Source organism: Microcystis aeruginosa LEGE 91341 (assembly GCF_015206885.1).
Lineage (GTDB): Bacteria > Cyanobacteriota > Cyanobacteriia > Cyanobacteriales > Microcystaceae > Microcystis > Microcystis aeruginosa_H.
This window is the reverse complement of sequence record NZ_JADEXY010000007.1, coordinates 1-12,930: the sequence shown is the minus strand read 5'-3', so window position 1 is coordinate 12,930 and position 12,930 is coordinate 1. Positions and strand designations below refer to the sequence as shown.

General features: G+C 44.0%; 10 protein-coding genes. 4 read left to right on the top strand and 6 right to left on the bottom strand.

The genetic code is table 11. From position 1 onward, the window contains the following. The first annotated feature begins 27 nt into the window (after window positions 1-27). On the top strand, window positions 28-444 hold the full coding sequence (locus IQ234_RS02320) for a DUF1816 domain-containing protein (RefSeq protein ID WP_193955914.1): 417 nt from the start codon (window positions 28-30) through the stop codon (window positions 442-444). A gap of 25 nt (window positions 445-469) precedes the next feature. Here IQ234_RS02320 and IQ234_RS02315 read toward each other — a convergent pair whose 3' ends face one another. Continuing rightward, complete coding sequence (locus IQ234_RS02315) at window positions 470-664, bottom strand: transposase (RefSeq protein ID WP_193955883.1); 195 nt, start codon at window positions 662-664, stop codon at window positions 470-472. Window positions 665-1,085: 421 nt separating this feature from the next. Between IQ234_RS02315 and IQ234_RS02310 the strand changes: the two genes are divergently transcribed. Next, the gene (locus tag IQ234_RS02310; protein WP_193955882.1) at window positions 1,086-3,377 is read left to right on the top strand and encodes a GspE/PulE family protein; all 2,292 of its coding nucleotides are present in this window, start codon (window positions 1,086-1,088) and stop codon (window positions 3,375-3,377) included. A gap of 53 nt (window positions 3,378-3,430) precedes the next feature. Continuing rightward, on the top strand, window positions 3,431-3,721 hold the full coding sequence (locus IQ234_RS02305; RefSeq protein ID WP_110577609.1) for a DUF3082 domain-containing protein: 291 nt from the start codon (window positions 3,431-3,433) through the stop codon (window positions 3,719-3,721). 108 nt (window positions 3,722-3,829) lie between these two features. Here IQ234_RS02305 and IQ234_RS02300 read toward each other — a convergent pair whose 3' ends face one another. From IQ234_RS02300 to hslO, 5 genes are all read right to left on the bottom strand, one after another. Then, on the bottom strand, window positions 3,830-5,479 hold the full coding sequence (locus IQ234_RS02300; RefSeq protein ID WP_193955881.1) for an alpha/beta hydrolase: 1,650 nt from the start codon (window positions 5,477-5,479) through the stop codon (window positions 3,830-3,832). Between the two features lie 339 nt (window positions 5,480-5,818). Further along, a complete protein-coding gene (locus tag IQ234_RS02295; RefSeq protein WP_193955880.1) occupies window positions 5,819-7,462 on the bottom strand; it encodes a Ppx/GppA phosphatase family protein in 1,644 nt (547 codons plus the stop codon). 110 nt (window positions 7,463-7,572) lie between these two features. Next, the gene (locus IQ234_RS02290; RefSeq protein WP_193955879.1) at window positions 7,573-8,784 is read right to left on the bottom strand and encodes a pentapeptide repeat-containing protein; all 1,212 of its coding nucleotides are present in this window, start codon (window positions 8,782-8,784) and stop codon (window positions 7,573-7,575) included. Between the two features lie 720 nt (window positions 8,785-9,504). Beyond that, window positions 9,505-11,460, bottom strand: a complete 1,956-nt coding sequence (locus IQ234_RS02285; protein WP_193955878.1) for a chromosome segregation ATPase — start codon at window positions 11,458-11,460, stop codon at window positions 9,505-9,507. A gap of 63 nt (window positions 11,461-11,523) precedes the next feature. Further along, window positions 11,524-12,438 carry an Hsp33 family molecular chaperone HslO gene (gene hslO / locus IQ234_RS02280; RefSeq protein WP_193955877.1) on the bottom strand — a complete coding sequence of 305 codons (915 nt, stop codon included), beginning with the start codon at window positions 12,436-12,438 and terminating at the stop codon, window positions 11,524-11,526. A gap of 84 nt (window positions 12,439-12,522) precedes the next feature. On the opposite strand from hslO, the gene IQ234_RS02275 reads away from it, so the two are divergent. Then, window positions 12,523-12,921, top strand: a complete 399-nt coding sequence (locus tag IQ234_RS02275) for a hypothetical protein (protein WP_193955876.1) — start codon at window positions 12,523-12,525, stop codon at window positions 12,919-12,921. Window positions 12,922-12,930 lie beyond the last annotated feature (9 nt).

Sequence of the window (12,930 nt, the reverse complement as noted above, 5' to 3'; positions counted from 1 at the left end):
CTTACCCCAAAAGAGAATCTTTTCTGTATGCTAGAGGCTAATAATCAGGGAGAGAATCAAATATTTCTCTATGAAGTTGTTTTTTCCGGTTCTTCTGGGTCTTTGCCTCAACGCTTCTCCCGGACAGTCCTGCGAATACCTAAAAGCCGCATGAGTCAAGAAACACAGCGCCTCCTGCGCCAAGGTGCCAAGATTCTCAGTATTAGGCCTCTTGACCCAGAAACTGTCTCGATCAAGCCTACTTCACCCCCTCAACCCTGGTGGGTAGAGATCACCACCAGTCAGCCGAAATGTCTCTACTATTTCGGCCCGTTTGAGAGTTTTTCGGAAGCTTTGTCCCATCAATCCGGTTATATCGAAGACCTACAATCAGAATCCGCCGTCGGGATTAACAGCGAAATTAAACAATGTCAGCCCGAGGTTTTAACTCAAGAAGATTTTTGATTTATGTATCCAATTATACAGATTTTTAGGGATAGTTAGTCTCCTCCTGTTTTCGTTTAATAATGCCTTGACCTTCACAGAATTTACAGGGGACGGATTCATTCTCTGTTTCTAGATAGATTCTTCCTTTGCCCTGGCAGTGGGGACAAATAACTTTTTCTTCCCACCAATAATTCTCTAAAAAAGCCTCATCAGTAATATAGGTAAAATCTTCAAACATTGGCTTGTCCTCGTATCGTTCAGATGGCTTAATCTGGGTTCACCTTTCAACCTGAGAAATGGAAAATCAGTTTTACCACCATCCTAAAAAAGATCAGGTTCATTCTCTGTGAAACTTAAATTACTTCATATTTATTTATATTTATTAATATATAATGAGTGTTCACTATCAATCCTTGCTAAGTAGCCGAAGATAAAGCGTTTACTAAGCTAGTGAGGTACACCTATTTTTCTTCCCTTTTGCCTTTTGCCTAAAACCCATAACTTTTGTACCTCAGCAGACTGAAAAACGCTATAAATTTTCTTTCCCTTGCCCAGGGCCTGTTGGCCCTTGCCTAAAAAAAATAGCCTGTCTGTTAGCCACGGTGAGAAAATGGGCATAATAGAGTAGTGGGCTGTACAATATTAACTGGCTCTATTCCATGTCATCAGCAAACGAGACCCCCCAGACCAAGCTGCCTTCCTTTGCTCAAAAGTTAGTGCAATCGGGTTATATCACTATCGGGCAACTAGAAAAGGCAATAATCCAGAAACAGAAAGGTCATCTATCTCTACTGGCAATTTTACCCCTGATCACCGGTCGTCCTTTACCCAAAGATGCACTGGCATACTACCGACTCGAACAACTATCAAAACTAAAAGCCAAGTATGGGTTAGAATATCTTGACCCTGAGAGTGAGACGATCGACTGGACAGAAATCGAAAATCTGTTTCGCACAGTCCTTCCCTTTGAAATTTGCCGTCGTTATCAGATCCTGCCCCTACAAAAACAAGAATCCGATCGCAAGGTTCTTCACCTAGCCATGGTCGATCCCGCTAATCAGGAAATTCTCGATGATTTACGTCGTATCCTCCGGGATAAAGAATTGCAGTTTGAGCGTCGTGTCATCGCTCGGGCAGATTACCAGAAATTGGTCGAAATCTATCGTTCTCGTCAAGAAGAAGCCCTATCTGGCCATCGTCTTTCCCAAGAACAGGATCTAAAGACCATAGTTGACATAACCGATATTTTTGAAGATGGCCAATCTCTCCCCCATCTCAACCGTGAATTAGCCGACGAGGATCTGGGGCTGATTCAAGAGGCGAATCAAGGGACGATCATCAGTGTCGTTAATAATATCCTTGTTCAAGCCATTGAAAGCAAAGCGACGGAAATTCACCTAGAACCCCAAGAAAATCAATTAACTATCCGTTTTCGCCAAGATGGTCTCCTTCGTTCTGCCGGGGAACCGATTTCTCGGGAAGCGACCCCGGCGATTATCTCACGGTTAAAAATTCTGGCTAACCTCGATGTCAGCGAGAAATCGCGACCCCAACAGGGAAAAATGACCAAAACTTTTTCCGGTCGCAAAATAGATTTTCGTCTCCACACCCTACCCAGTCAACACGGGGAAAAAATTCTCTTGCGGGTTTTTGATTCTCGATCCCCACTTTGGCCCCTCGATGAGTTGATTACTAGCCAAGAAACCTGTAAACTGGTACGCACCATGATCGAGCGCCAGGCGGGGTTAATTCTGCTCACCGCACCGGCCGGAGGCGGTTGTTCCACCAGTTTTTATTCTCTACTAGCCCATCGAAACCAGGGCGATGTTAATATCGCCACCGTGGAAACCTCGATCGAACGCGGCCTTAACGGTATTACCCAAGTAGAAATCGCTGATGGTCAAGGTCAAGATTATGCCTCGATTTTGCCCTCTTTCCGGAATCAAGATGTGGATATCATCGGCATCGATCGCCTGGTGGATTCTTCCACCCTTGCCCATGCCCTAGAAGCGGCTTTGACAGGACATTTAGTTATTTCTAGTTTACCCCTCAATAATGCCTTTGCCGCGATCGCTCGCCTCAATCAATTAGCGGAGCCGGCCCTAGTCGCCGATACCCTAGTGGGAGTGATCAATCAAAGACTGGTGCGACGGGTTTGTCAGGTTTGTCGGCTGAAACATCAACCAAAAAGGGAGGAATTAGCTAAATTTGGTCTTTCTCCCGCCCAAGCTGCTCAATACAGCTTTTATAAAGCTAATTCCCTCACTGCCGAAGAAATCATCCAAGCGCGGGGAAAAGGGAGATTATGCCGTCATTGTCACGGCATCGGTTATCAGTCCCAGATTGGGGTCTTTGAAGTAATCACGATTACCCCTGACCTCAAAAATTGCATCGCTGAGAATAAACCCGCCGATATGCTCAAAAAAGCGGCAACACGAGCAGGATTCAAGTCTCTCCTCGCCTACGGTTTGGAATTAGTCCGCCAAGGTTATACTACCCTAGAGGAAATCGACCGCGTCATGGCCGATAAATTAACTTTACCCTCCCTCTCTGCTGCCAATAATCCTGAGATTCCCCCGGATGTTTTCGGAAGAATCGAGGCGATCGAGCAGTTATTAAAAGCTCTCAATGGTGAATTACAGTCATTAAAGCAAGAAATTAACCTAAATTCGCCCAAAAATTCTCCTAAGAGCGCAAATACAACTATTATCGACCAGAAGCTACCTGATTTGACTAATTCAGTTCTTCCTTCCCGCAACCGGTCATCGGATAAGGAAATGATCGTTTCCGCTGCCCCTGTTTATGAGGAGTTAACCGACCCCGGCGATTGGGAACAGTTAAAACGGCAACTAGAGACGAATCAGGATCTGATTGTCTCCTCGGATTCAGACGATACTTTCCCGATCGAAGTCAATACTTCTTTTCCTTCCGCCCTCGATCCTTGGTTCTAGTCGGGGAAAAGAATTAAAATTTAACCTGGGCAATATTTGAGGACTAAAAAGTAATGACCACAGAATTAGAAACCAAAAAAGTTACTCCTACTCGCTGTTTAGTTGGTGCGGCAATTTCGGCAGCACTGGGGACAATTCTCTATTATCTTACAGCAGCGATCGGTCATTCTTTTTACTCAAAACCGATGGTTGCTCACAGTCCGATCGCCTTGAGAATTGGCAGTGCTGTCCGGACTTTAGTTTTTGGTTTAGCTTCTCTAGGAACCTTTATTTTTATTTTTGTCACCATTGGTTTAATTCTTTTGGCTATCCAATTACTACTTAAACGCCCTCAACAAACATAAATTATGAATTATGAATTATGAATTGGGACTAGGAGGTAGTAATTTTTTCAGTTATCAGTTAACTGATAACTGATAACTGATAACTGATGACTGAACACTGAACACTGATTAACGGACATTTTGAGCGATAAAATCTTCGATTAGCTGTTCTAAAGCGGCCGAGGAGACCCGGGTAATCAGAAAACATCTAAACTCCTGGCCTTGACTGAGATATTGGGAATAGGCCGCCTGTAAAAAAGGTTTATAGCTGGGGTTTTTGCGAATATACACCTCAAAAAAGGCCAAAGATAGGGAATGGGCGTAACTATCGATCACATAGGGTGCTGGCAGGGTAAGATCGGCTACGGATTCGATCGCTTCGTTAATTCCCGCATCTAGTACCGAAAAATCGACGTGAGCTTGACCTTCAATCAGAGCTAAATATTTATTTTCGGTGTTGAGCAGGGGAAAAGAGCGCACCTGTTCAAAAATAGCGGGGGTAGCGGGATCGTAGGTTCCTGCCGCTACAAAAGTGGGAATTTCGATCTTAGCCAGTCCTTTAGCCCCAAAAATACTCCAATTAAACGGATTAACCGCAAAAATCGCTTTTATTCTTGGATCGCGAAAATTGTATTCTTCTCGGGGTAAATCCAAAGCACGACACTGCAGCAAGAGGGAGACATTGAGAAAAGCTAATCTTCTTTGGCAGTCCCGTTGTAAATTCTCGAAATCGATCGTCGCTCCACCCACCGCTAAGGCTGTATAACCGCCGAAGGAATGTCCACCGACTCCCACATTATCTAAATCTAATTGCCCCTGAAATTCCCCCGCGTTGCGTCTTTGCAATTCATCGATCACAAAAGATATATCCAATGGACGATCGACAAATTCGTTGGTATAAAAAACCGTCCGCGATAAACCGGCCAGCAGATTCTGCACCTGTAGGGTATCGCTGCCGGGGTGTTGGGGCATAGCGACGAGATAACCGTAACTAGCAAAGTGTTCCGCGTGTCGGACAAAATCTTCGGGACGGGAAGCTAAACCGTGGGAAAAGACGATAACGGGGGTTTTCTGGGTTAATTGCCCCTTGGGTTTGACAATAATTAGATAAAGTTCCCTCTGACGACGGCTATCGGTTAAATCCAGCCGCATCTGTTCCACTTGTTGGGGTCCGGGTTGTCGGGGGTCGGTCATGACGGTAAAATTAATTTCACCGGCTTTTTTAGCTTCTTCTAAGGATAATTGCGCCACCTTTTCCGTGAATACTGTGGTGGCTTTCAGGACGATATCGATCGCCCGGGCTAATCTTTGCACTTTTGTCACATCAATCTGCATATTAGTGGGCAGATTACGCAGCAGGCTAAGAATAGTTACCCCTTCCGGTTCAAAAGCTGATTTAACTAGGGCAGAACGCAGGGCAAATTTACCATTAATACCCCCTTGAATGGTGATCAGTTCGCCTAAAAGGTTGAGAATATCTTCCCCCATTCTGGTGTTAAAAAAGCGCGAGATCAGGACGGGATTAATTTCTTTACTTGTGGTTAAAGCTTGGCGAAATTCTTTTTGTTGTTCGGCGGTTGTATTACCTAAATATTGTCTTAGATTAGCATCAATTCTGCCAGTTTTGGCAAACTTTTCTAGGGAACTAATTTCTAGGGTACGACTAAAGGGTGCTAAGATAAAAGTAATTCTCTCGGCCGAGAGGACAGGAAAGCTAGTCAGTATCGTTCCTAAGCAACCAAGAGCGATCGAGCGGCTAATTTTAGCTAATTGCAACAAGTTTTTCTGCTCCTTTTCTTTCTGCGTTCCTATTGCCTCTGGATTATAACAGTAACTTCGCAGTTTTTAACGTTTTTTTTTCTTGACTATCAACAAAAATTAAGTAGCTGGTTATAATTAAATTTAAAATGGATTTTAGCTTCGATCCCCCCTGCCCCCCTTAATAAGGGGGGTGCCGATCCCCCCTTAATCCCCCCTTGATAAGGGGGGTATCTGACAACTTTTAACACCTACCTACTTATCAATTTACCTCGATCGATAATCTTGGACTAGAATAATAGGTAACAAGTCTCGAAAATTTCCATCTTGCCGATTTCAAGCGACTCACCGCTCATGATTTCAGGGCAAAAATGCCAAAGTTGCCACTACTTTCACCCCAAACTCTTCCTCAAAAACAGGTTTTTTATAGTCTAAACTCCATAATTCTAAAGCACAATCATCTTCAGCATTATTGGGAAAAAGATGCAGATGTAGGGTTCTATATTCGGGATCGTACTTACATTCAATCTTTTTAATTGCTCCTATTTGTCGCCGATCTAAAGCCACAGCCAAGCGCAGTATAGCACTTAAATGTTTGACCATATACTGATAATATTCCGTTAATTTCATAAAATCATCGTGTCTTTTCTTCGGTTTACTTTTGCGATGATAACGAGCGATATTAGCGATAACTTCTAACTCTATTTCTGTATAGCCCAACAGTTCACCATTGCGAATTAAATAATAGGAATGTTTATGATGGGCAGCATGACTAACATATAAACCACTATTATGTAAAATTGCCGCCGCCCATAATAAATCCTTAGCTTCCTGATTCCAAGAATGTAATTGTGCTTGGGTTTGCTCGAACAAAGACAGAGAAAATGTCGCTATTCTCTCGGCCGATTCTAAATTAACTTGATACTTTTTCGCTATTTTCAAGACACTGCGCTGACGGATTTCACTCTGATAAAGTAACCGATTATCAATTAACCCGTGCGTCAGCATCCAATCTACGATTACTCCTTCTCGCAGGGCCCTTTCACAGAGAACTAACCTATCAACATCTAACATGGTCATCGCTTCCAAAAGCACGATCGAACCAGCTAGAATTATCTCGGCCCGTTTATCGGACATCCCCAGAATTGCCAGTCTTTGGTGATAGTCCAAAGTAGCGAAACGTTTGACCAATTCTTTGACATCTTTGCGGGTTAATTGATAGCCATTTAAAGGATTGGGAATTAACCCCAATTTCTCCAAAGCATGGATAGTCATCAAAGTTTCAATCGTCCCAGAAGTTCCCACTAAACGCGGCACTTCTCCCACCTGTAAATGATGTTTAATTTCCTCTACTGCCCGCTCCAACATTCCCCTGGTGTAGGCTCTTAAATAGGCTAATTCTGTGGTACTAATGGGATCGGTGGTGATGAAATCTTGGCTCAAACGCACCGCGCCGATTTTGGTACTACTAAGAAAGCGAATTTCTTGACTATCGGCTAAGATTAATTCCGTGGAACCGCCACCAATATCGATAATAATATGGGCTTGATTTTGGAAATCCATCCCCGAGACGACACCGAGATAAATCCGGCGCGCTTCCTCCTGTCCCGAGATGAGATTTACGGAAATACCGACTTCTTTCTCGATTAAAGCCAAAAATTCGTCACCATTGGCCGCTTCCCGGGTGGCGCTGGTGGCCACGGCAATAATCTGATCCGCATGGAGACTAATAGCCAGATCGTGACAGCGTTTTAAAGCAGCGATCGCTCTTTCCATGGCCGCTAGGGTTAATTTACCAGTTTTTCTATCTCGATCGCCCAGACGGACTGTATCCTTTTCTCGGGCAATAATCGTAAAAGCGGGTAAAGACGGTTCAATTTTCACCACTACCATGTGAACCGAATTCGTACCAATATCGATCGCCGCTAGGATTTGGACTTCGGGGACTTTTGCCAGGGGCGCTAGTCCCCAATTGGGTGTAACTTGATTAGAAATATTCACCATCGCTTATCAGTGATCAGTTACCAGTCGGGGGATAGGTGTTAAGGCTGGTCTTATTATCCCTCTAATTGTCCGCCTCGGCGCGGCAATTTTAGCTTTTTATCGCAGTTATCCTATTCGTCAATATACAATTTTCGCTGCTCCAGAGCCAATTGCCGGAATTCCCCTTCCCCAAATTCTCCCTCCCTAGGACGGCGCTCTTGGTCGGACTCGACTAAATAGATATAATCACAATCAACCCCTTCTAAATTGGTATTTTCGGCGATTTTCCAAGCTTCGATACAAGCACCCGTCAGGGTAGCTGCCTGTAAATTGGCTCTCATCACGTTACTATGGGCTAAATTTGCCCCTTCTAGATTAGCGTAGGCTAAATTTGCCTCACTCAAATTTGCCCTAGTCAGGTTGGCATTTTTGAAGTTAAACCCGGAAAGATTTACTCCACGAAAATTATAGCCAATATAAGCTTTATTTTCCCCTTGACCAGTAACCAGAAGATTTCTCATCGCCACTTCGGCTAAAATTGTCTTTTCCCAACGCGCTCGCTCGATGCCCGATACCAGATAAAATCGAGTTCTAGTTAAATCTTTTGCCCTTAAATCAGTGGCTTTTAACTGCGCTCCCGTGAAATCCGCTTCTTTAAGATTTGCGCCGCAAAAATTCGTACCTTGACTGGCTAAAAAAGCAATTGCTATCGATTTTGTGATTGTTTCTCTCGATTCTTCTAGGGATAACCAGGCCAGATAAGCGGTGAATAAAGTACCACAAACCCCAACAATTAAAGCTATAGAAAAAGTTCCATTCATCACGGCTATTCCTGCTAATGCTCCCTGAAAAGCCAAGATAATTACTGTCAATAAAGTTAAAATTAAGCTGATGGAAATTGCTAGAATAAAACTTGTTGATTGACCAGAAATCAAGGATAAAACTAAGGGTAATCCCCCAACTCGCTGACGATAAAATCTTCCATAAATTAGGGATAAAATCGTGATTATCACCGCAGCAATGATTTTAAATTGGGTTACATCCGTCACCAGCATTAAAGCTAGATAATAACTGGCTAATCCCCACACAAAGCCGCAGATAGCCGCTATTAACCAAGAAATTAAAATTAATTGTAGCCGACCGCGCTTTAGTAATCCTGCCCTAGCCTCGGTAAATTTAGTTTTCTCTAAAATAGCTCCTTGAAAATTAGTACCACGCAGATCTGCTTTACTAAAATTAGCCCCTGATAAATTCTGTCCTTGAAAACACTGTCCTTTTAATTTTACTCCTGTAAAATTGCGTTTCCCTTTGGCATATAAATCCAGTACCTCACTTGCTTTCATAAGACCTCTTACAGAAATCAAAAATCGTTTTTAGGGTTAGGCTTCGGCCGTGAGCTCAGCGTTCGACCGAGCGTTCGACTGAGCTCACGCCGAAGTCTCACGCCGAGGTCCGAACGGAGTCAGTAGCCAGTAGTCAGTAGTCAGGAGAATTAAGAATGAATAATAATCAATTAAATGGTCTATTTAAAGATTTTGTGTTATTTAATCCTTACTATTGCTGTTTTTGAACCATCAAAAATTAATTATGTAAGAGGTTTATAGAAATTACGGAGATATGTTTTTTGCTTGATTAATTAATTTAATTGATAAGTACCTAAGCAAAATTAATTACACATATCTAACCCCGCTCTTGCCTCTTGCCTATCTTCACTAGGAAATTAATTTTGCACGACTACTTAACACCTTTTATCTTTTTAAAATTGGCTTTGGTTATTTGTTGGCAATTTATACTAATACTAAATCCAGTTATTAAAAACTGATTATTTATTCCCTTTTGCCTTTTGCCTTTTGCCTCTCCTCATAACTAGCCTGTACTCAACAGATTTAGTATAAATCGGTTTTTAATAGTGCGATGAACTCCCAAGTTATGGATTGTTTCTCCCCGCTCTCCCATACCTTGTAAACAGGATTTAGTATAATACAGATTTAACTTAACAGACCCCCGGGGATGAGGGACTTTTTTTAGGGGTAATCCACGGCAAAAACAGCCTGTAAAACTGATTATTGACCCGGACTTGGTGTTTCTATCGGGGACTCTGGGGAAGGGGGAGTCGATTCAACTATTGGTGGTGGGGCCGGAGGTTGGAGAATATTGCGCCAGCCTTGCATTTGGGAGCGAGCCGAACTGTAGGCGGTACTTTCCCGGGATACGGATTCAGCAAGGCGAATAGCTTCCAGATAACGGCCGTTATTAGCTTGGTCCGTGGCTAAAGACAAAAGCTGATAACTCCAACGTTCCAGCAATTCAGTCCGTTGCACACCCGCGTCGGTTTTAGTGGAAATATTGGTAACTAAAGCAATCGCTCGGGTTAAACCTTCTGCGCTTCCCGTCGCCGCTAATTGATTAGCCTGTTGGAGATTTTGACGGGCCCGCAACTCTCGGCGCCAACGACGGATATTTTGGGAAACTTCCGAGGAAAGAGCGCGACCGGGGGGAATTTGATTGGCAGTTTCGATCGCTGTGCTATAGTCTTTGAGATTGGCCAAAGCTTGAGCCTGATCTAAAATAGGTTGATCCTCCATGCGTTCAATCCGCACTTGCCAGCCGCGAATTTCCCGTTGAGCATCCCTGTATAAGGCCCGATTTTTACCAATGGCCCGGGCCTGAATAATAGCGCTACTGAGGGAATTAATATCGCCGGGGAGAGCAATTTCTTGGGCCCGTTCTAAAATCGGCCGGTCTTCTATGACTTGTATTTGACGATTCCAAGAGCCAATTTCCTGCTGTGCTTGCGACCAGAGGGGATTATTACGGGGAACCTCGCCCGCTTTCGCGATAGCGGCGCTATACTGCTCGATCGTCCCTGCTTGTGCTAAATCTCTAGCCTCGGACAGTATTTTTACATCCTGTATCTGTAACTGCCAGCGCTCCTTCATAGCTAGGGCCGTTTGATGGAGGGGTCGAGAAGCGTCAATTTGTTCTAGTCCCAGTATGCCGGCTTCTAATCCGTCCACCGTGCCGGTTTCCGCATCTAAGGCCGCTTCCGACAAGAGAGACCAATCGGTGATATCTGCTTTAATTTTGAGGTCTTTGGGGGTTTCGTTAGCCAAATCCCGGAGAGCTTGCCATTGCTTCTGCTCAATTAATCTTTCGGCGTATTCTTTTAGTTTATCCTCGGTTTTCCCGATTAATTTTTGTGCCTCCTGATAGGCATAACTGCTGGCTTGAATTTTTCTAGCTTCTTCGATGACTTTGAACCAATTGTTGAGACCGCCCCGGGCAAAGAGATTAAAGGCATTATCTAATTTACTGCTATCTTCCCGGGCAACGGTAATTTTAGCGATCGCTTCATTATACTTAATCGTTGCCCAATATTCGTTATTTAAGTTCAATAAATCCACTGCTAGACGGAAAGATTGATTCCAGTTGGAAGCGCGGAGATTTTCCTCTAGTTTGCTTAAGATCTCGTTGCCTTCCGTCCAAGTTCCTTGCCACTTGGCGATTCTTTCTTCAATAATTGCCGCTACTGCCATATTATTGGGGATTTGACGAGCTTTAGCGATCGCTTGCTCTAAATTTCCCGCTTGATAGTCTTTTTCCGCTAAATTCAGGATATCTCGCGCCCATTCTTCCACCTGTTGATTAACTTGCGATCGCAAGGGATGGTCTTCGGGTAAAGCTTCCACCAGGGCAATGGCTTCGAGTAAACCTGGCACGGTGCGACTATCGGCGGAAAGTTGAGCGCAGTAGAGACGTAGGGAGGCAGAAGCGATGGGCCAGAAGATTTTGGGGCAATTAGGCGACTTCTGCATATTTAATAACTGCCAAGTGGCGAGAAAGCCAACACCGCCAAAAACGACCACAAATAAAGCCGCCCAAACTTTCCAAGTGAAACGATGCTGGTATCGGTACCAAAAGAGAAAAAGAAAAGATTTAGTTTTCTCTGGCCAACGAGTCAGGGGGTCAATCGATTCTCGTTTGACTAGATTTTTGGTTAATTCTTTTCCTTTAAACATTCACGACTCCCTAGCAGATATTTTAGATAGATTTTACCCTAATGGCGCTCATTACCCAACTTCTCAGCAAGATTCAGCCTGTAGAGACTCGACTAATTCGATTAATTGCGTCTCGTTGGCACTATACACTTCCCGACAAAACTCACAGACGGCTTCCGCTTGTTTATCCTTTTCGATGATGTCTTTTAATTCATCGACCCCGAGGAATTTTAAAGCTCCTAGGGCCCGTTCAAAAGAACAATCACAATCAAAACGCAGCAGCTGCACAGCTGGAAAAATTTCTAGACCCATATCTCCGAGAAGTTCCTGAAAAATATCTTCTAGACCTTTTCCTGCGCGTAAAAGGGGCGTAAATCCCGTTAATTTTCGCAATCTCGACTCTAAACGAGCCACTAAGACCTCATCCCGGGCTGCTTCTTTAGAGAGAACTTGTAATAAAATTCCCCCAGCAGCCGTTACTCCTGTGGTTGTACCGACAAAAACCCCCACTTGCAAAGCGGAGGGAATTTGTTCGGACTGGTCTAGATAGTAGGCGATATCTTCCCCCACTTCCCCGGAAACTATCTCGACGATGCTTTCTTGAAGTTCATTTCTCTCCTCGCCTTTTTCTTCCCGTAAGACTCGCACATAACCCTTGTTACCGACGGCGCGACCCACATCTAATTTACCCTTAGCATTGGGGAGTAATTCCACTTGGGGATAGTCCACATAACCCCGCACCGTGCCGTCGAGTCCAGCATCAACCAAGACCCCACCCAGAGGACCATCGCCTTTAATGCGAATATTGATCCTAGAACCGGGTTTTTTTAAACTGGAAGCTAAGAGTAAAGCCGATGCCATCGTGCGACCGAGAGCGGCACTGGCTACGTTAGATAATTGATGTCTTTGGCGAGCTTCTTCGGTTAAACGGGTGGTAATCACTCCTACTACTCTAATTCCCCCATCGGCGGCCGTGGCGCGGATTAATTTATCTGCCATACTACTTACTGTTATCCTTGGAAAACGCTGTCCCGATTTTTAGTTATTCTTTAACTAACTTAACAAAAATTATCAGACAATAATATGTTCGGCAATTTTCAACAAAGTCAGCTGCGTATCGAAATCTCGGCCAGTGAACAGGCTATCCGGGATAGTTTGCTCAAAACTGCTCATCTCCGTCAATGGCTGTGGCCGCAAATGCTCTCACCCAATCTACCCGATAAATTAGAGGAAGGTTTGACTTTTACCTCTTGGTTAGGTTTAATTCCCGTACAACATCAGGTTTTATTGGCCAATGACCAGTGTTTACGCTTGCTTTTGAGTCAAGGTATCGATGGCTATCACGAATGGTATTGGGGCGATGGTTGGTTACAATCGCGGTTAGAAGGCATTTCTCTCCTTCCCCTCAATCTCGGTCAAACTCTCAGTTTATTGAAATTACGACTATTTCTGAGCAATCAAAAGTCAGGATTTGGGGGTTAGGGGTTGGGG